Raw genomic sequence first — 19,473 nt, forward strand, 5'->3', positions numbered from 1 at the left:
GTCAATCGATGCAGTTTTTATCCGATAGCCACGGTTGTGACGGCTGGAAAGGCGAGATGGCCGAACGCATTTGCGCGTTCGACTGGCGCCTCACCGAACTCGGCCCGCTCGACACCTGGCCTGCCAGCTTGTGCAGCACCGTGCAATTGATGCTGGCCTCGCCCTTGCCGATGGTCATGCTCTGGGGCCACGCCGGCTACATGATCTACAACGACGCTTACTCGCAGTTTGCCGGTGGCCGCCACCCGTATCTGCTGGGCGCACCGGTGGAACTGGGTTGGCCGGAAGTTGCCGAGTTCAACCGGCATGTGGTCGACACCTGTCTGGCGGGCGGCACCTTGTCCTACCGCAACAAGGAACTGGTGCTGCTGCGCGATGGCGTGCCCGAAGATGTCTGGATGGATCTGTATTACAGCCCGGTGGCCAACGATGATGGGGTGCCTTCCGGAGTGATGGCGATGGTGGTTGAGACCACCGAGTTGGTGCGCTCCGAGCGCCTGCGTCAGGCGGCAGAAGACGCCTATCGGGCCGACAACGAACGGGTGCGTCTGGCGCTGAATGCGGGGGCCTTGCTCGGCTCGTTCGTCTGGGACGTGAAGAACAATGTGCTGTCAGCCGATGAGCGTTTCGCCCGAACCTTTTGCTATCCGCCGGATCAGGACCTGAGCAACCTGCCGCAATCCGTCAATGAGTCGCGGATCCATCCGGACGACCTGGCGTGGGTGCATGATCGGGTCAGTCATTCGCTGCAGACCGGCGAGCCGTACAACGCCGAATACCGCGTGCGGCGCGCGGACGGCAGCTACCTGTGGGTGCTCGCCAGTGGCGCCTGCGAGTTCGACGAACACGGCGCGCCGTTTCGTTTCCCCGGGGTGTTGATCGACATCCATGAACGCAAGATTGCCGAAGAATCCCTGCTCAAATTCACGCGCAACCTGGAGCAGCGGGTGGCCAACGAAGTGGATGCCCGGCTGGCGGCGGAAGAGCAATTGCGCCAGTCGCAGAAGCTTGAAGCCATCGGCGGACTGACCGGCGGCGTGGCCCACGACTTCAACAACCTGCTGCAGGTAATTGCCGGCAACCTGCATTTGCTGGCGCGGCATGAACCGGACAATGCCAACGTGCAACGCCGGGTCAGCGCGTCGCTGGCGGCGGTCGAGCGCGGCGCCAAGCTGTCGTCGCAACTGCTCGCCTTTGCCCGGCGCCAACCGTTGTCGCCGGCGGTGTGCGATCCGCGGCAGATCTTCGACGGCGTCGGCGAATTGCTGCAGCGCGCGTTGGGCGAAACCATTCAGATCGACGTGCAACTGCCGCAAGAGCCGTGGCATATCAACGTCGACCGCAATCAACTGGAAAACGCCATTCTCAATCTGGCGATCAACGCCCGCGATGCGATGAAAGGCGAGGGCACGATTGTTCTCAGTGCCATTAATACACGGCTGGACAGCACTTTTTGCGCGGGCAAAGGCATCGTTGCCGGCGATTTCGTGCGGGTGGTGGTCAGCGATACCGGCGTCGGCATTGCGCCACAAATGCTCGAGCAGGTGTTCGAGCCATTCTTCACCACCAAGGCCGACGGCCAGGGCACCGGGCTTGGCCTGAGTATGGTGTTCGGCTTCGTCAAACAGAGTGGCGGCCACGTCGAGATCGACAGCACCGTGGGCGAAGGCACGCGGGTGCAACTGTACTTTCCGCGCAGCCTGCGTCCGGTCCTCGATGAGACGCCGAGCGTCGACCCGCAGCAGGGCGGCGGCCACGAGACCATTCTGGTGGTCGAGGATAACGACGCAGTGCGTGCTTCGGCCGTGGAGTTGCTGCGCGAGGAAGGCTACCGCGTGCTGACCGCCGGCAATGGCGACGTGGCGATGCAGATGCTGCTGGAAGGGATCGACGTGGATCTGATTTTCACCGACGTGGTGATGCCGGGGCTGATCAAGAGTTCCGATCTGGCAGCCTGGGCCAAGGTGCAGACGCCACCGGTGGCGGTGCTGTTCACCTCCGGCCACACCCGCGACATCATTTCACGCAACCACCAGTTGAGCCCGGACACGCATTTGCTGGGCAAACCGTATGGCCCGGAGGCGTTGTTGCAGATGATTCGCTCGGTGCTGAGTGCCTGATTCCCTGTGGCCAGGGAGCTTGCTCCCGCTCGGCTGCGCAGCAGTCGTAAACCCGGGAACCGCGGTTTACCTGCCGGGTTGATTCGTCTGGATTTGGGGCCGCTTCGCAGCCCAGCGGGAGCAAGCTCCCTCGCCACATGTTTTGTGTTCGACTCACATTTTCCGATCAAGGCCCGCCCATGACTTCCAAACGCACCTCCAAAGCACCCGTCGGCATGGTTCGGGTGCGTGGCGCTCGCGAACACAATCTGAAGAACGTCGACGTCGATATCCCCCGCGATGCGCTGGTGGTGTTCACCGGTGTATCCGGTTCGGGCAAGTCGTCGTTGGCCTTTTCGACCTTGTACGCCGAAGCCCAGCGGCGTTATTTCGAGTCGGTGGCGCCGTATGCGCGGCGACTGATCGATCAGGTCGGGGTGCCGGACGTCGATTCCATCGAAGGTCTGCCGCCCGCCGTGGCCCTGCAACAACAGCGCGGAACGCCGAGCACACGGTCGTCGGTGGGCAGCGTGACCACCTTGTCGAGCCTGATCCGCATGCTTTATTCCCGCGCCGGCAGTTATCCGCCGGGGCAACCGATGCTGTACGCCGAGGACTTCTCGCCGAACACCCCGCAAGGCGCGTGCCCGGAGTGCCACGGTCTGGGCCGGGTCTATGAGGTGACGGAGGCGCTGATGGTGCCTGATCCGAGCCTGACCATCCGCCAACGCGCCGTGGCGTCCTGGCCGCTGGCGTGGCAGGGGCAGAACCTGCGCGACATCCTCGTGACCATGGGCATCGACGTCGACATCCCCTGGAAGAAACTGCCGAAAAAGCAGCGTGACTGGATTCTGTTCACCGAAGAAACCCCGACCGTGCCGGTCTACGCCGGGCTGACCCCGGAGGAAACCCGGGTCGCCATCAAGCGCAAGATGGAACCGAGTTATCAGGGCACTTTCACCGGCGCCCGCCGTTATATCCTGCACACCTTCACGCATTCGCAAAGTGCGTTGATGAAGAAGCGCGTTTCGCAGTTCATGCTCGGCAGTCCGTGTCCGTTGTGCGACGGCAAACGCCTCAAGCGTGAAGCGCTGTCGGTGACCTTTGCCGGTTACGACATCGGTGAACTGTCGCAGATGCCGTTGCTGCAAGTGGCCGAGGTACTGCGGCCAGTGGCAGCGGCGACGTATCTGCAGCAGGCCGAAGAAAGCGGCGAAACCCTCAGCCATGCGCAAACCCGCGAAGCCCGCCAGCAACGTGTGGCCCACGGTGCCAGCGGCCACGCCAGTGCACCGGACGTACGCCACACGCCAAACCTGTCGCTGGAAAAACGCCTGGCGGCGCAACGGATTGCCGAGGACTTGCTGGAACGGGTCAGCACCCTGACCGATCTGGGCCTCGGTTATCTGGCGCTGGAGCGCAGCACGCCGACGTTGTCGTCCGGCGAGTTGCAGCGTTTGCGCCTGGCGACGCAATTGGGCTCGCAACTGTTCGGCGTGATCTACGTGCTCGACGAGCCATCCGCCGGTCTGCATCCGGCCGATGGCGAGGCGCTGTTCGAAGCCTTGCAGCGCTTGAAGGCCGACGGCAATACGCTGTTTGTGGTCGAGCACGATCTGGAAACCATGCGCCGCGCCGACTGGCTGATCGACGTCGGCCCGGCAGCGGGAGAGAAGGGTGGGCGTGTGTTGTACAGCGGCCCTCCGGCCGGGCTGGCCGAGATCGACGAATCGCAGACCCGCGCCTATCTGTTTGCCGAGAGCCAGCGGCAGACCCGCACCGCGCGCAAGCCGAGCGGTTGGCTGAAACTCGATGGCATCAGCCGCAATAACCTGCACAACCTCAGCGCTGAATTTCCCTTGGGCTGCTTCACCTCGGTGACCGGGGTTTCCGGTTCGGGCAAGTCGAGTCTGGTCAGTCAGGCGTTGCTCGAACTGGTCGGCGCGCAACTCGGGCGGCCGCTGGGTGAGGACGAGCCGGAAGAGCTCAGCCTCGAAGACGATGCGCCGCAGGCCAGCAGCGGTCAGGTGACGGCGGGGCTGGAGTCGATCAAACGCCTGGTGCAGGTCGATCAGAAACCCATCGGCCGCACGCCACGTTCGAATCTGGCGACCTACACCGGGCTGTTCGACAACGTGCGCAAACTGTTCGCCGCCACGCCCGAGGCACGGGCGGCGGGGTATGACGCCGGGCAGTTTTCCTTCAACGTCGCCAAGGGTCGTTGCCCGACCTGCGAGGGTGAAGGTTTTGTCAGCGTCGAGTTGCTGTTCATGCCGAGCGTGTATGCGCCGTGCCCGACCTGTCATGGCGCGCGCTACAACCCGCAGACCCTGGCGATTCAGTGGCAAGGCTTGAGCATTGCGCAGGTGCTGCAACTGACCGTGGAAGAGGCGGTAGAAGTGTTCAACGAGCAGCCGGGGATTCGTCGTTCACTGGAGGTGCTGCGTGACATCGGCCTCGGTTATCTGCGGCTCGGCCAACCTGCCACCGAGTTGTCGGGCGGTGAGGCGCAACGGATCAAACTTGCCACTGAGCTGCAGCGCAATCAGCGCGGCGCGACCCTGTATGTGCTGGATGAACCGACCACCGGACTGCATCCGCGCGATGTCGATCGGCTACTGGAGCAGTTGGACAACCTGGTCACGGCGGGGCACACGGTGATCGTCGTCGAGCATGAAATGCGCGTGGTGGCGCAGAGTGATTGGGTGATCGACATCGGCCCGGGGGCTGGTGATCAGGGCGGCAAAATCGTCGCCGCCGGCACGCCGCAGAAAGTTGCCGCGAGCAAAAAGAGCCGAACCGCGCCGTTTCTGGCCCGGGCCTTGAGCCGATAGCGACGCCGTTCCTACTGGCCCCACAGGGGGCTGCGGTGTACTCGGAAGATGTCACACCGCAATCCCTTGTAGGAGTGAGCCTGCTCGCGATAGCGGAGTGTCAGCCAGAAATGAATTGACTGACCTGACGCCATCGCGAGCAGGCTCACTCCTACAGGGTCTGTGTTCTCAACCGAGCAACCTGATGGCGGTGTGTCAGGCACCATCAAGCGTGCGGCGGACCTTGTCCAACAGTTCGCTGATCTGGAACGGTTTGACCAGCATTTCCATGCCGCTGCCCAGGAACACCTGGCGATTGATCGCGGTCTCGGCATAACCGGTCATGAACAGAATCGGCAGGCTTTCACGCCAGCCCCGCGCCACGTCCGCCAGTTCCCGGCCGCTCATGCGCGGCAGGCCGACGTCGCTCAGCAGCAGGTCGATCGTCGGATCATTCTGCAAGCGCTCCAGCGCGGTTTCGATATCCGCCGCCTGCGTGCAGCGATAACCTGCGTCTTCCAGCACTTCGGTAACGAACATGCGCACTGCCGGCATGTCCTCGACGATCAGGACATGCTCGCCGGCACCCTGCGGATCCACCTTCGGCGCCGGGATGTCGGCGCCGGTCGGGTCGTTCGTCGCCGGCAGCATGATGGTCACTTCCGTGCCGCGCCGTGCCACGCTGCGGATATGTGCATCGCCACCGGACTGGCGGGCGAAGCCGTAGATCGTCGACAACCCCAGACCAGTACCCTGGCCCAGCGGTTTGGTGGTGAAGAACGGGTCGAACACCTTGTCGATCACACTGTGCTCGATACCGGTGCCGTCATCGCGCACCGACAGCGCGACATACGCACCATCGGCCAGATTCGGGTCGCCGTGGGAATACGCCGCATAGGTGTTGACCCAGATATTGCCGCCTCGGGGCAGCGCATCCCGGGCATTGATGACCAGATTCAGCACAGCGCTTTCCAGCTGTACCGGGTCGACCAGGGCAATCGCCGGTTTGTTGGTCAGTTCAAGCTTGAGGGTGATGCGTTCGCCGATGGTGCGCATCAGCAATTCTTCCAGCGAGCGCACCTGCTCATTGATGTCCACCGGCCGGGTATCCAGTGGCTGTTGGCGGGCGAAGGCCAGCAGACGATGAGTGAGGGACGCCGCACTCATCGCCGAATTCAGTGCGGCTTCGGCGTAGAACTGCACCTTGTCCGGACGCGCATCGGCCATGCGTTTCTGGATCAGTTCGAGGCTGGTGATGATCCCGGTCAGCAGATTGTTGAAGTCGTGGGCGATGCCCCCGGTGAGCTTGCCCAGTGCGTCCATTTTCTGCACTTGCAGCAACTGCGATTCGGCGCGCACGCGCTCGGCGACTTCCTTGGCCAGTTGTGTGGTGGTGTCGTCCAGCTGTGCCAGGTGCGAGCGCTCGCGGTGGCGATGCTCGGTGACGTCTTCGACGAATACCAGGCTCAGTTGCGGTGTGCGGTACGGGGAAATCTGCCACTCGGTTTCGCGAACCTCGCCCTGTACGCGCATGTTCAACGTGCCTTTCCAGCGCTCGCCATCGACCAGCCGCAGGCGCAACTCGTTGAGGATCGCGCCCTGGTCTTGATCAAAGCACTCGCTGAGCGTTTCCGGGTTGCGGTTGTCCTGAATCATCTGCGTGAAGGCGTGGTTGCATTCATGCACTTTCAGGTTGGCATCAAGCACGGCAATCGGCGCCGAGACATTGACGAAAATCTCGCGGAAGCGTGCCTCGCTCTCGCGCAGCGCGTTTTCGGTATCACGCACCCGCAGCAGAGTGCGCAGGGTCGCCAATAGCACGTCAGGGTCTACCGGGTGAATCAGGTAGGCATCCGCCCCGGCATCGAGACCGGTGATGATGTCGCCGGTCTGGATCGACGCCGCAGACACGTGGATCACCGGCAGCAGCGCGGTGCGTGCATCAGCACGCAAGATGCGCACGATGTCGAAGCCGCTCATGTCCGGCAGGTTCACGTCGAGGATCAGCGCATCGAGTGGCTCGCTCGCGATCAGCGCCAAACCTTCGCTGCCGGTGCCGGCCTCCAGCACCTCGTAGTCATGGCGCTCCAGGCGCCGGCGCAAGGCGTAGCGGGTGGCGGCGTTGTCGTCGACGATCAACAGACGGATGTCACGTTTCATCGACATTCTCCAGGGCGAGCGCCAGTGGAATGATCACGAAAAAGGTCGATCCGACCCCCGGCTTGCTGTCCATCCCGACCTCGCCGCCGAGCAGGGCAGCGAAGCGCTTGCACAAGGACAAGCCGAGGCCGGTGCCGCGCAGGCGTTTCTGCAGCGGCGAGTCGACCTGCGAGAAGTCCTCGAACAATGCACCGTGCAGCTCCGGCGCGATACCGATACCGGTGTCGCTGACGGCAAAACGTACTTTGTCCGAGCCTTCCAGGCGCGCCGAAACCCGCACTTCACCGCGGGTGGTGAATTTCAGAGAGTTGGAAATGAAATTGCGCAGAATCTGCCCGAGTTTTTTGTCGTCGGTGTACAGGCGTGGCAGGCCGACCGGCTCTTCGAAAATCAGGTCCACCGCCGACGCATCGACGATCGGCCGGAACATCCCGCGCAGGGCGGAGAACAGGTCGAACATGTCGAACCATGCCGGGGAAATAGTGATCCGCCCGGCTTCGATCTTCGCCAGATCGAGCAAGTCATCGACCATGTCGCTGAGTTCACGCGCGGCGCTGCTGACGAACGCCACCTGCTTGTGCTGCTCGGGGCTGAGCGGGCCGTCGAGCTCATCGGCCAGCAGGCTGTTGATGCTGAGGATCGAGCCGAGCGGGGTGCGGAACTCATGGCTCATGTACGACAGAAAGCGGCTTTTCAGGTCCGAGGCCTGCCTCAGTTCTTCCGCCTGGGTGTCGAGTTCGGCGTAGAGCGCCAGCACGCCCTGGTTGGTCTCGTCGAGTTCCTCGCGCAGGGCCGCGGTCTCGCTCTGCAATCGGGCGATCAGCGCAGCCTGTTCGGCGGCATTCAGGCTTGGCGACTCAGCCATGGGCGGCCTCCAGGGCAACGACCAGTACCGTGACGTCGTCGCGCCCGCGACAGAAGTCACGGTGCAGGACGCTGGCTATCACGGCAGGATGGCGGTGCACCAGACCGGGGTAGTCTTGAAGATTCCAACGGGACTGCAGGCCGTCGCTGTACATGATCAATAGATGTCCGTTCACGTGAGCATAGTCAAAGGGCTGGGCTTTTCGGTATTGACCGCCGACGATGCCCGGGTGCGAGGCCAGCCCGCGCGACTTGTCGGCGGTGAGCAGGCTGGCGCCGATGTTGCCCACGCCAGTAAAGGTCAGGCCATCGCGGGCGGCATTGTACTGGGCGAACGCGGCGGCGCCGCCACGGCTGCCGATCATGTCGCGGTGCATATCCTCCATCAGCAGCACCGGACTGGCGAACGGGGTTTGGGCGAACACCCGCTCGCCGGCCTTGGCCGCGCGCTCGGCATCCTCACCGTGGCCGAGGCCGTCGATCACCAGCGCACTGACATTCGCGCCGTTGTACGCCAGGTGCCAGGTGTCGCCGCACGCCGGGTCGTTGTGCAGCGAGTGCTGGCTGACGCCGTAGCGCAAGTCCGGTTGACGGTCGCCGCGCGGGTACAAACGCGCCAGTAGCACCGCGCCACGGGCGTCGGCGTGGACGTCGAAGACTTCGGTCTGCCGCGCCACGGCGCCCAGTCCGATGCCTTGGGTGCCACCGGTGGAAAAACCATCGGTCAGGCAGGCGTCGAGGTCAAAGCCCTGTGCGCGATCAATCGCGAGCATTTCGATGCCGAATCCGCCGGGGCGCGGCAACAGGCGCAGGTGAACTTCGCCGCGGCTGGCGTGCTTGAGCACGTTACTGGCCAGTTCGGTGGCGACCAGCGCCACGCGTCCGGCATCGGTTGCATCAAAACCGAGTTGCTCGGCGAGCCGTTGCGCGGTGCGCCGGGCATGGCCGATCTGGCTGCTGTCTTCGATCAGCAGCACCTGGGTCAGCGACCCAGCGATATTCATGTCCATCGGGTGATCGTTATTCGCGTGCCCTTACCGGGCTCCGTGTCCAGTTCGAACTCCTCGACCAGCCGTTTGGCGCCGGTCAGGCCCAGGCCCATGCCGCTGCCGGAGGTCCAGCCGTCGGTCATCGCCAGTTTGATATCGGCAATACCGGGGCCTTCGTCACGGAACGTCAAGCGCAGACCGACCTTGTGATCTTCATCGAGAATCTGCCAGTCCATGTCGCCGCCGCCACCGTACACCATGGTGTTGCGGGCCAGTTCGCTGACCGCCGTGACCATTTTGGTCAGGTCGATCAGGCGCATCCCGCATTCGGTGGCGAGTTTGCGGGCGGTCTGGCGTGCGAGCACGACATCCTGCTCGATATGGATGGGTTGAGTACCGCTGCTGCGTACGGTCATTGCCGGTCTACTCGTTCCTGCAGCAGTTTCATCCCGCGCTCGACGTTCAGTGCGGTGCTGACACCCGGCAGGGTCAAACCGAGTTCGACCAGGGTGATCGCCACGGCGGGTTGCATGCCGACCAGCATGGTTTCAGCGTCCATGATTTTCGACAGCCCGGAGATGGTGCTGATCATCCGGCCAATGAACGAGTCGACCATGTCCAGCGCCGAGATGTCGATCAGCACGCCACGCGCCGAGGTCTTGCTTATGCGCTCGGACAAGTCGTCCTGCAACGTGAGGGCAAGCTGGTCATGCATGTCGACCTGAATGGTCACCAGCAGGAACTTGCCCATTTGGAGAATCGGGATACGTTCCATCGGCTCAGACCGCTTTGCCGAGGCTGATACCCAGGCGGGAGAGGGCGAGCTTCAGTGCGTCGGCCAGATTGGCCTTGGTCACCACGCCTTGCAGGTCGAGGCCCAGATGGACGATGGTCTGGGCGATTTGCGGACGCACGCCGCTGATGATGCAATCGGCACCCATCAGACGAATCGCGGTCACGGTTTTCAGCAGGTGCTGCGCGACCAGGGTGTCGACGGTCGGGACGCCGGTGATGTCGATGATGGCGATTTCCGAACCGGTGTCGACGATGCGTTGCAGCAAGGACTCCATCACCACTTGGGTGCGTTGCGAATCGAGGGTGCCGATCATCGGCAGCGCCAGGACGCCGTCCCACAGTTTGACCACCGGCGTGGAGAGCTCCAGCAGTTCTTCCTGTTGGCGCTTGATCACTGCTTCGCGGGACTTCTGGAAGGTGCGGATGGTGTGCATGCCGAAGGCGTCGAACAGTTCGGAGATTTCCCAGAGTTGTTCGGCGAGCAGCGCTGGCTGTTCTTTATAGTGCGCTTGCAGCAGGGCAAACAGCGGGCCCTTCAGGGCGAAGATGAAACTGGCAGTCTGTTGCGAATCCTGACCGAGCTGGGCACGGCTGTGGGAGAGTTTTTCGAGGAACTGGCGGGTGGCTTCCCAACCCGGCGCATTGATGTTGGTGCCGTTGTCATCCTGCAGGCCATTGATCACCAGTTGCAGGAATTCGCTGGTCTGCTGTTGCAGGTCATGGTCTTTGAGGTTGCGGGTGGCGCCGCTGGCTTCCAGGCCGTTGATCCATTCGCTCAGCAGTTGTGGTTGTTTGTTTTTCATCGCATCGAATGTGCTGTTCTGCAGTGCTGCCATGTGCCTGTTGCTCCGTAGCGTATTGGGGCCGGTTCTGTAAAAAGTGACCGGTGCGAAGTCAGTGACCTTTGCCGTTCAAAATAGTTGTTCAGGTGCGCAAGGATATTTTTGATCCGGCGCAAGCAATGCCCCGGTAACTCTAGTCGGCGCCCTTCAAACCAGCGATGTTTTGAACGTTGGCACCGTAGCGGCTTCGAACATACAAGGCCGGCGGGTTTGAGTCGCGCCGGTAGTGAAAAACGAGGTAGCCATGAACGAGCAAACCAGGCAACAACAGAACCAGGGTACAGAGCCGATCAATCGCAACGACCCGGCCATCGACCCGCAAGTGCCGGGACAGAGTCCGCCAACGCAACCCACGGGTGGCACCGAGCAGGCGCAGAGCGCCGATCCGGCGGTGGATCAAAAGAACAAACACACCGACAACAACAACGAGTTCAGCCCCGGTTTCGAACCTGAGCCCGATCGTCCGAAGCCCGGTGAAGAAACCGATGCCGACATCGATACTGACGGCGGTTGATCTCGCTGAAACGACAAAAGGCCGCATTTATCAATGCGGCCTTTTGCTGTACAGCGCCCGGGTTACTTGCTCGGGTGCTTGGCTTGTAGCTCTTTGGCGGCGGTCAGGTGTTTTTCCAATGCCGGGAGCATTTTCTGCGCAAAGGCCTTCAGTTCCGGGGCTCCTTTGACTTTGTCGTCGGTCACGGTGTTGGCTTCTTTCTTGAACAGTTCGATGGTTTCTTCGTGGGCCTTGACCTGGTTGTTGGCGTAGGCCGCGTCGAAGGATTCATCGCGCATGTCGAGGATCTTTTCCTTGGCCTGCTTGACCAGAGTCGTGGTGTCCGGGACATCGATGTCATTGGCCTTGGCAATGCTCGCCAGTTCGTCGTTGGCCTTGCTGTGGTCGGTGATCATCATGTTGGCGAACGCCTTGATGTCGGCCGACTGACTTTTTTCCAGGGCGAGGCGACTGGTCTCGATCTCCGCGATGCCACCGGCAGCGGCGTTGTCGACGAAGTCGTTCGAGGTGGCGGCGAAGGCACTGCCCATGCCGCTGCTCAGAGCGACAGCCAGAACGAGATGACGCAGGTTGAATCCGTCCATTGATGTATCTCCACACAGGTTTTTGTTGACGTTATGCAATGGAGGGAGCGGAGCAGGAAAAGGTTTGATCGTGTTTCCGAAAGGGCGACGAACGGCCACCGCTGGTCTGACAGGTGGTCGACAGAACCCCTCAACCAAGGCCATTCTGATACGGGCTGACGCATCGGTCGCGTCGGCTGCCGATCAACTGACGGAGGTGTTCCATGCCGGTTCCCCATGACCTGTTTCAGGACTTGAGCTGCACGAAGGAAGAGATCCAGCAAAAACGCACCCAGGATCCACGACTGGATTCACTGATCAACAAGTATTCCCAGGCTGACGCCGACGTGGTCAAGGCCGAAACGGCCACCTCGGACGCCCCCAGCGACGACGCACTGAAAAAACTCAAAGAGAAGCGTCTGAAGGTCAAGGACGAAATAGTCAGCCATTTGCAGGCGCCGTCCTGATCCCCGGATGATCCGCCGACCCACGGTTGCGGATTGATTGGAACGACGACCACCCTCGGCACCTCGAATGTTCAGAGTCTTCATTCAGCGACTCTCTGCGAGGTGCCACATGAACACACCCAGATTCCCCAGTGAAGAGCAGGGCGGTTTCGACCCTGTTCCCACTCACCCTGAGCCCAACAGCCCGGCACACACCACCACTTTTCCCGAAGAGCCGGACGAAGATCTTCCTGAAGACGAAGATCCGGACAAGTTCGACAGATCCGGTAACTGACAGTCCGCTATCGCGAGCAGGCTCACTCCTACAGTTGGAATGCGGTCAACTGTAGGAGTGAGCCTGCTCGCGATGACGTCAGTTGATCTAACACAAAACCAGCAGGCTCACTTCAACGCGTCCGCCAACGGCAACCGCGCCATGTGCGTAGCCTTCAGCGACCCCAGATACAACCAGTCCCCATACTCGCGCGCTGTGGTGATCGGCGAGTAATTGCCGCTGCTGGCGTCCTGCAGATTGGCGATCACCTTGCCCTCAAGATCCAGCCCCAGGACGAACCCGCGTTTCTCCACCGGTTTTGGCAGCACCGTCAGCGCGCGCACGATCATTTTGCGCACCCGCGGATGCCCAGCGGTGCCGTCGAGCAAGGCACTGCGCGGTGCGTACAGCGCGACCCAGAAGCGGTTGCTGCCATTGAACGCGAGGTTGTCCGGCAGGCCGGGCAGGTTGTCGATGAACAGGTCATGGGTGCCGGCCTTGGGTCCCGTCAGCCAGTAACGACTGATGCGGTAGGCGCCGGTTTCGTTGACCAGCACATAAGCGTCATTCGGGCCGAGGGTCACACCGTTGGCGAACTGCAGTTTGTCCAGCAGCACGCTGGTCTTGCCGGTCTGAAAGTCATAGCGCAGCAGGCGCCCGTCACCGCCATGTTCAATGATCGCCTCACCGTCATGCCCGTAACCCCAGCGGCTGCTGGCATCGCTGAAATAGGCGTAGTGCCCGGACTTGTCGATCGCCACGTCGTCAGTGAAACCGAAAGGCAGACCATTGGCCTCGGTGGTCAGCGGAATCAACTGACCCTGGGCATCGAGCGAGAGCAAACCCTTGACCCCGTCGGCAATCACCAGCAAACCATTGGGATGTCGCGCCAGGCCCAGCGGCCGGCCGCCAGTGTCACTCAGCACCTTGCGCTCCTTGCCATCGAGGCTGGTGCGGATCAGTCGCCCGTCATACAGGCCAGTGATCAGGTAATCGCCTTCCAGCAGCAGTGCTTCGGGGCCGTCGATGTCGCTCGGGCCAACCTGTTCGACGGCCTTGAGCCGCTGGTTTTCCGCGTAGACCCCTTCGTTCAGTGACGGCGCCGCTGGCGGTTTCCACGCCACCGGCTGCACCTTGGTCGGCATCAGCAGCAGAAACGCGATGACGAGGATCACCAGCAAAAACAGCAGACGCTTCATGAAAGGTGCCCCGTCAGCGTCAGGTGCCTGAGCGCCATGTCGCGCAGGGCCTGCATCGAGGTCGCCGATTCACGTTCGATGCGGCGCTTGAGCAGCAGCAGATTGGCCAGGCGCATGCCAAGGCCATCGAACCGGTAATCCAGAGTGCGCACGAACCGCGTGCCGTCGCCTTGCGCCGCGCACTCGTAGGTCAGCAACAGCGACAAGCCATGATCGCCCCGCGCCTTGGCGCACCAGCGGCGACCGGGCAGATACTCGGTGACCTCCCAGCGCAAATGGCCGGCGCGCCCGCCGGCATGAATGTCTTCTTCGAAACGCGCGCCGGCATGCAGCGGGCCTTGCGGGCCGTCGATTTTCAGCGACGACGGGTGCCACTCGGGCCAGTGGTTGACGCTGGCGGCGTAGCGGAGCACGGCGATCGGTTCGCCGGCGATATCGATCTGGTGCTGCATGCGGGTCATGGGCGATCTCGAATAGCGCAACGGGGCGGGTGGCGGTTCCCAGTACAGGGTGCCGAACAGGTAATCCATCAGCGGAAAAACGATATTGAAATTACGCTCCTGCATGCGCTCGCGACGGTGATGCAGTTCGTGCAGATGACGCATCTGGCGGATCCACGGCAGGTGGGTCAGCGGATTATTCGGCGGTAGATGCTCGCAGGCGTGAAACACTTCGTAGGTCAGATAACCCAGCACCATGCAGCCGCCGAACAGCCCGGCGACATTGGTGTTGAACTGCGCGAGCAGCCACCACAGCGGCAGGGTGAAAACCAGCGTATGCACGACGATCAGCCAGGCTGGAAACAGAATCACCCGCCAGTCGCGGGCACCGTCATACGTCATGTGGCCGGGGGTGAAAAAGCTGTGATGGTCGCCGGCATGTCGGGCATAGAACAGCTTGGCAAAAGTCTTTTTGTGGTGACCGAGATGGCGATGAACCATGTACACGCCAAAGTTGAACAGCAGCAGGGTCAGCGGCACGCTCAGCCATTCCAGCGGCTGCACCTGATGCGCGCTGCTCCAGAAGGCACCGATTGCCAGCACGCCAAACAGCAGCACGAAGGCGCCGTGCAGCCACGGGTTGTACAACGGATGAATGGCCGCGCGATAGCGGCTGCGGAATGCCTCGGTGGTCTGCCTCACTGCGTTCACCTGTGGGTATTGTTGTTATACCCGGCAGATTAGCCGATCCGGCCGTTTGTGCAGGCCGCACCTTGAGGTCAGTTGCGCCATGCTCCGGTGTAAAGCGGCCGACTCAGCTCAACGGGTTCCAGCGTTGCGACCAGTCGTCATCGGTGGCGATTACCTGGCGCAGCAGATCGAACGCCTGTTGCAGCGTCGCCGAGTCGCGCTCGCGGGCATACACCAGATAGGTTGGATAGCCGAATTCCGGGGCTTTGGTGACCGCTTCCAGTGCGCCGGTTTCCAGATAGCTGCGCACCACACGGGTACGGAAGTAGCCACTGCCGCCATGTTCGAGGATGTATTGCAGGGCCAACGGGCCGAGGTTGAAACTCAGCGCGGCTTTGGCCTTGTCCGGCAGGGCAGCGTCGTGCTGGCGACGAAAATCCGGCCCCCAGTCGATGTAGACATAGGGATCCGGGCGGTTCGGCGCACGCACCAGAATCAGTTTTTCTTCCAGCACCTGCTCGACTTGCAGGCCGGGCCAGTATTCCGGCTGATAGACCAGCGCGGCATCGAGCACGCCGAGTTCGAGTTGGCGCAGCAGGTTTTCGCCGTCGCGGATTTCCATGCGCAGGGCGTGGCCGGGGATCTTATCGCGCAGTTCGGCGGCCCAACTGAGCATCAACGGGTTGCACAGGCTGACTTCGCCGCCGATGTGCAGCACGTTGTGATAGCCGTCCAGCAGCGGCAGGTCGCGCCGTGCGGCTTCCCAGGTCTGCACCAGTTGATTGGCGTAGACCACGAAGGCCTCGCCGTTGGCAGTCAGTTTCGCCCCGGCGCGGTTGCGCACGAACAGCGTACTGCCCAGCTGACTTTCGAGTTTCTGCACCCGGGCGGTGATCGCCGTCTGCGTGACGAACAACTTCTGCGCCGCCGCCGCGAGGCTGCCGTGACGGACGATTTCCAGAAAGGTGCGGGCGAGGTCGATGTCCATGGGCGGGCCGGTGTCTGAGGTGCGGGCATTGTAAGTGCCGGCTCGCCACCGCGTCATCGTTCATCGCGAGCGGGCTCACTCCCACAGGGTCCTGCGCTGGCCCATCGATTTCGCGAACCGTCAAACCAGCATTGCCTGACCCACCGCCTTCGCGGGCAAGCCCGGCTCCCACAGGGTTGGGCGGTGGCCATGGATTTTGTGAACGACACGACCCCCTGTGGGAGCGGGCTTGCTCGCGAAGAGGTCCGCCGATCACCACAAAATCAACCCGCCAACTCAACCTTGCGCACCCGCGCCCAGTCTTCCACCAATCGCGCCGGCGTGCCGCAAGCCTTGCGCTTGTAGACGAAGTGGCTGCACTTCTCGGCAAACTGGTTGCGGTTGTAGAGCATGTCTTCCTGCATCTCTTGCAGTTCGCTTTCCCGACATTGCTCGATCAGCACCTGATCCACGCGCAACTTGCGCTCGCGCACGGCAGCGTAGGTCGGGTCGGTCAGTGCCGCGTTGGCTCGTTGCAGCAACCACAAGGAAAACTCATCCGGGCAGCGCGGGCCGATTTCCTGGATCATGCCCAGTTGCAGCGCCTGCGTGGCACTGACCGGCAGGCAGGCCTGGGTCAGTTGCTCGGCCATCGCCGGGCCGACGGCGCGCGGCAGGCTGTAGGTCCAGTATTCCGAGCCATACAGACCCATGCTCTTGTAATGCGGATTGAGCACGATGTCGGCCCGGGCAAACACGATGTCGGCGGCCAGCGCCAGCATCACGCCGCCGGCCCCGGCATTGCCGGTCACGCCGCTGACCACCAGTTGCCGCGCGCTGAGCAGTTCGGCGCAGACATCGTCGATCGCCTGAATATTCGCCCAGGCTTCAGCGCCCGGATCCTGCGCCGCCTGGATCACGTTCAGGTGCACACCGTTGGAAAAGCTGCCGCGTCCGCCCTTGATCAACAGCACGCGAGTGTCCCGAGACTTGGCCCAGCGCAGCGCCTCGACCATGCGCTGGCACTGTTCGGTGCTCATCGCACCGTTGTAGAACTCGAAGGTCAGCTCGCCGACATGCCCGGATTCGCGGTAGCGGATCGGCTGATACGGCTCGTCGTTGAATGGCTCGCTGGCGATCGACCAGTCGAGAGTCGGCACGCCGTCCAGTTGCCCGGCCAGCACATGCCGCGCCGGTTGCTTGAAGGTCTCTTCGCCGGGCAGTGGTTTGCGCCGCAGCGAGCCGATCCACAGGCTGTGATCGCCGGTCGCCAGCAGCACCGCGTCGTCATGCACCGCGAGGATTTTGCCGGGAATGCCAGTGCGCTGATCGAGGTGCGCGTCGTACACGTAATACTGCCCGCCCGCCAGGCTTGCCAAGACTCCGGGCTGGCCGTCAGCGGCGTCGATGCAGCGTTTGATGAACCGCGAGCAGTCGTGCCAGCTGAAGGTGCGGTCGTCCTGCTTCATGTTCGGTTGCAAGCGGCCGCGGACTTTCGGGTCGCTGTAATCCAGTGCGACCGGAACGAAGCCGTCGATGAATTTCTCGACCACTTCGCGAATGCAGCGAATCGCCGCATCGCTGACCCGCCCGTTGTACAGCTCGGACTTGCGCAAGCCCGACGGCAGATTGAATTCGCAGGTGGCCCAGACCGGGCCGGCGTCCATTTCTTCCACCGCTTGCAGCGCGGTCACGCCCCAGCGTGTGAGTTCGTTGGTGATCGCCCAGTCCAGCGCGCTGGCGCCACGATCGCCGACGATGCCCGGGTGGATGATCACCACCGGGCGCTGCGCATTACTCCACAGTGCGTGCGGCACGCGATCCTTGAGGAACGGGCAGATCACCAGATCGGCGCCGCTGTGTTCGATCTGTTCGCACACCGACGCCTCGTCGGTGAACACCACGACGCTGGGCGAGTGCCCGGCCTGACGCAGTTCCAGCCAGGCGCGTTGAGTGAGGCCGTTGAAGGCCGATGACAGCAGAATAATCTTCAGTGATCGCATGGTTTTCTTCCTTGAAGGGATAGCCGCGGGCTCCCGGTGAGCCGTCCTTGGCGTTCGATGAAGCGCGCAGATTAGAGAGTGGCTGCGCGCTGGCAACTGATCAGGGTCAACGTTGTGTCAGTCAATATTTCTGCGGCGACGGAGCGCCTTATTCTCAATGGTTTGCTTATCCTGATTTTTAATTACTTCAAATGTCCGCAACGCTATTGCACAGTCGCGCCTGATCAAGAGCCGGACGATCCCGGCAGAACGATGGTTTTTCGCAGCGGGTGGGACCCGTTTCAGGGAGCAAGGCATGGGTGATGTTCAAAACCCGCATTACCGGATGATTGGGCACATGTTCCAAAAGGACTATCGCTGGCTGTGCGCTGCCGTTGGCCGCACGCTGGGTTGCCCGCACAGCGCGCAGGACATCGCCTCGGAAACTTTTTTACGGGTGCTGGCCCTGCCGGACCCGAGCGCCATTCGCGAGCCGCGGGCGCTGCTGACCACCATCGCCCGGCGGCTGGTCTATGAAGGCTGGCGCCGCCAGGATCTGGAACGCGCCTATCTGGAAAGCCTGGCGCTGGCGCCGGAACCGGTGCATCCATCGCCGGAAGAACGCGCGCTGGTGATCGAGGCGTTACTGGCGGTCGATCGCTTGCTCAATGGCTTGTCGGCCAAGGCCAAAGCCGCGTTTCTCTACCATCAGCTCGACGGTTTGACCTACAGCGAAATCGGCAAACGGCTCGGGGTTTCCACTAGCCGTGTGCAGCAGTACATGGTCGAAGCCTTCAAACGCTGCTATCAGGCGATGCAGGCATGAGGCCGGACGAGGCGGTGATCGATGAGGCGGCGCAGTGGATGGCGCTGTTGCAGTCCGGCGAGGCCAGCGCTGGCGAGCGTGCGGCGTTCGAAGCGTGGCGCGCGGCTGATCCGCGCCATCAGCGGATCATCGAACAAATGGGCGGCGGCCTTAACCTGCTGCGCAACCCGAACTTGCGCGGGCTGCCACGCAACAGTCTGCTGCACAGCCTGAATGCGCCGTCGAGCCGGCGGCGCTTTGTCAGTGGCAGCTTGAGTGTACTCGGCATCGCGGTGCTGGCCGGGTTGCTCGGGCGCCGCTATGGCTGGCTGCCGGAAGCGGGGGAGTTAGCGACCGGCACCGGCGAGCGACGCGATTTCACCCTGGAGGATGGCAGTGCGCTGAGCCTGAATGCGCGGACGCGGGTGGTGGCGCGATTCGATGCGACTCAACGCTTGCTGGCGTTGCGCTCGGGTGAGTTGCTGGTGGACGTCGCCAAGGATCCCGCGCGGCCGTTCGTGGTCGAGACCGAACATGGGCGGATGCGGGCGCTAGGGACGAAATTTCTGGTGCAACAGGGCGACGATTCTACGCGGCTGGTGATGCTGCATTCGCAGGTCGAAGTGGTCACCGCCGGCGGTGCGCGGCAAGTGGTGGAGGCGGGGGAAAGTCTGCTGTTCAACGCCCAGGATATTCTGGCTCTGGAGCGCAGCACCGGCCAGGAAAGTGCCTGGGTGCAAGGTCGTCTGGAAGTGCGCGACCGGCCGCTGAGTGAAGTGATCGACAGCCTGCGCCGCTACCGCCGGGGCATTCTGCACCTGAGTCCCGAAGTGGCCGATCTGCGCCTGAGCGGCCTCTATCCGCTGGACGATAGCGACCGCACCCTGCAACTGCTGGAGCGCTCGCTGCCGATCCGCGTCACCTGGCACAACCCCTATTGGGTCAGCATCGGCGCGCGGTTATAGCGTCATAACTTCTTGGCCTAATCGCCGCCCTATAAAAAGCGCCGGCCCGCTGCTCATTCCCTGCAG

18 protein-coding genes are annotated in these 19,473 nt (G+C 62.5%); 7 read left to right on the forward strand and 11 right to left on the reverse strand.

All coding sequences use genetic code 11. From position 1 onward, the window contains the following. Positions 1–8: 8 nt before the first annotated feature. Together LVD08_RS21050 and LVD08_RS21055 are read left to right on the forward strand one after the other, a co-directional pair. Entirely contained in the window at positions 9–2,120 is a 2,112-nt protein-coding gene (locus tag LVD08_RS21050; protein WP_247269161.1) for a hybrid sensor histidine kinase/response regulator, read from the forward strand. Between the two features lie 179 nt (positions 2,121–2,299). Next, positions 2,300–4,933: an excinuclease ABC subunit UvrA gene (locus tag LVD08_RS21055; protein WP_247269162.1), complete on the forward strand. Its 2,634-nt coding sequence runs from the start codon at positions 2,300–2,302 to the stop codon at positions 4,931–4,933. 195 nt (positions 4,934–5,128) lie between these two features. Here LVD08_RS21055 and LVD08_RS21060 read toward each other — a convergent pair whose 3' ends face one another. From LVD08_RS21060 to LVD08_RS21085, 6 genes are read right to left on the reverse strand one after another with little or no spacing between them, the layout of a single operon-like run. Continuing rightward, a complete protein-coding gene (locus LVD08_RS21060) occupies positions 5,129–7,072 on the reverse strand; it encodes a response regulator (RefSeq protein WP_096796828.1) in 1,944 nt (647 codons plus the stop codon). Then, positions 7,062–7,937: a sensor histidine kinase gene (locus LVD08_RS21065; protein WP_247269163.1), complete on the reverse strand. Its 876-nt coding sequence runs from the start codon at positions 7,935–7,937 to the stop codon at positions 7,062–7,064. The genes LVD08_RS21060 and LVD08_RS21065 overlap by 11 nt, the downstream gene beginning before the upstream one ends. After that, positions 7,930–8,940: an ATP-binding protein gene (locus LVD08_RS21070; protein WP_247269195.1), complete on the reverse strand. Its 1,011-nt coding sequence runs from the start codon at positions 8,938–8,940 to the stop codon at positions 7,930–7,932. The genes LVD08_RS21065 and LVD08_RS21070 overlap by 8 nt, the downstream gene beginning before the upstream one ends. Then, the gene (locus LVD08_RS21075) at positions 8,937–9,341 is read right to left on the reverse strand and encodes an anti-sigma regulatory factor (protein WP_003225570.1); all 405 of its coding nucleotides are present in this window, start codon (positions 9,339–9,341) and stop codon (positions 8,937–8,939) included. Before LVD08_RS21075 ends, LVD08_RS21070 begins: the two co-directional genes overlap by 4 nt. Next, on the reverse strand, positions 9,338–9,700 hold the full coding sequence (locus tag LVD08_RS21080; protein WP_007912539.1) for an STAS domain-containing protein: 363 nt from the start codon (positions 9,698–9,700) through the stop codon (positions 9,338–9,340). The genes LVD08_RS21075 and LVD08_RS21080 overlap by 4 nt, the downstream gene beginning before the upstream one ends. A gap of 4 nt (positions 9,701–9,704) precedes the next feature. Continuing rightward, the gene (locus LVD08_RS21085; RefSeq protein ID WP_096796830.1) at positions 9,705–10,556 is read right to left on the reverse strand and encodes an STAS domain-containing protein; all 852 of its coding nucleotides are present in this window, start codon (positions 10,554–10,556) and stop codon (positions 9,705–9,707) included. A gap of 250 nt (positions 10,557–10,806) precedes the next feature. Between LVD08_RS21085 and LVD08_RS21090 the strand changes: the two genes are divergently transcribed. Then, positions 10,807–11,076: a hypothetical protein gene (locus tag LVD08_RS21090; protein WP_247269164.1), complete on the forward strand. Its 270-nt coding sequence runs from the start codon at positions 10,807–10,809 to the stop codon at positions 11,074–11,076. A 62-nt stretch (positions 11,077–11,138) separates the two neighbouring features. On the opposite strand, the gene LVD08_RS21095 is transcribed toward LVD08_RS21090, so the two are convergent. Beyond that, entirely contained in the window at positions 11,139–11,660 is a 522-nt protein-coding gene (locus tag LVD08_RS21095; protein WP_096796831.1) for a DUF4142 domain-containing protein, read from the reverse strand. A gap of 203 nt (positions 11,661–11,863) precedes the next feature. Between LVD08_RS21095 and LVD08_RS21100 the strand changes: the two genes are divergently transcribed. Next, the gene (locus LVD08_RS21100; RefSeq protein ID WP_042559423.1) at positions 11,864–12,106 is read left to right on the forward strand and encodes a DUF465 domain-containing protein; all 243 of its coding nucleotides are present in this window, start codon (positions 11,864–11,866) and stop codon (positions 12,104–12,106) included. A 109-nt stretch (positions 12,107–12,215) separates the two neighbouring features. Then, the gene (locus LVD08_RS21105; RefSeq protein WP_166495921.1) at positions 12,216–12,380 is read left to right on the forward strand and encodes a hypothetical protein; all 165 of its coding nucleotides are present in this window, start codon (positions 12,216–12,218) and stop codon (positions 12,378–12,380) included. A gap of 107 nt (positions 12,381–12,487) precedes the next feature. Here LVD08_RS21105 and LVD08_RS21110 read toward each other — a convergent pair whose 3' ends face one another. The 4 genes from LVD08_RS21110 to LVD08_RS21125 all read right to left on the reverse strand — a co-directional run bounded on the left by LVD08_RS21110 (position 12,488) and on the right by LVD08_RS21125 (position 17,658). Next, a complete protein-coding gene (locus LVD08_RS21110; protein WP_247269165.1) occupies positions 12,488–13,558 on the reverse strand; it encodes an SMP-30/gluconolactonase/LRE family protein in 1,071 nt (356 codons plus the stop codon). Next, positions 13,555–14,700: a sterol desaturase/SRPBCC family protein gene (locus LVD08_RS21115; protein ID WP_027613688.1), complete on the reverse strand. Its 1,146-nt coding sequence runs from the start codon at positions 14,698–14,700 to the stop codon at positions 13,555–13,557. Before LVD08_RS21115 ends, LVD08_RS21110 begins: the two co-directional genes overlap by 4 nt. Before the next feature lie 112 nt (positions 14,701–14,812). Further along, positions 14,813–15,676 (reverse strand): LysR family transcriptional regulator, encoded by an 864-nt coding sequence (locus LVD08_RS21120; protein ID WP_027613689.1) that lies wholly within the window; start codon positions 15,674–15,676, stop codon positions 14,813–14,815. Positions 15,677–15,939: 263 nt separating this feature from the next. Further along, positions 15,940–17,658 carry a hydrogenase maturation protein gene (locus tag LVD08_RS21125; RefSeq protein ID WP_247269166.1) on the reverse strand — a complete coding sequence of 573 codons (1,719 nt, stop codon included), beginning with the start codon at positions 17,656–17,658 and terminating at the stop codon, positions 15,940–15,942. Positions 17,659–17,953: 295 nt separating this feature from the next. On the opposite strand from LVD08_RS21125, the gene LVD08_RS21130 reads away from it, so the two are divergent. Further along, positions 17,954–18,463 carry a sigma-70 family RNA polymerase sigma factor gene (locus LVD08_RS21130; RefSeq protein ID WP_103366928.1) on the forward strand — a complete coding sequence of 170 codons (510 nt, stop codon included), beginning with the start codon at positions 17,954–17,956 and terminating at the stop codon, positions 18,461–18,463. Further along, positions 18,460–19,407: a FecR domain-containing protein gene (locus LVD08_RS21135; RefSeq protein ID WP_247269167.1), complete on the forward strand. Its 948-nt coding sequence runs from the start codon at positions 18,460–18,462 to the stop codon at positions 19,405–19,407. Before LVD08_RS21130 ends, LVD08_RS21135 begins: the two co-directional genes overlap by 4 nt. The last annotated feature ends 66 nt before the right edge of the window (positions 19,408–19,473 follow it).

Source organism: Pseudomonas sp. YL2, assembly GCF_023063025.1.
Classification (GTDB): domain Bacteria; phylum Pseudomonadota; class Gammaproteobacteria; order Pseudomonadales; family Pseudomonadaceae; genus Aquipseudomonas; species Aquipseudomonas putida_A.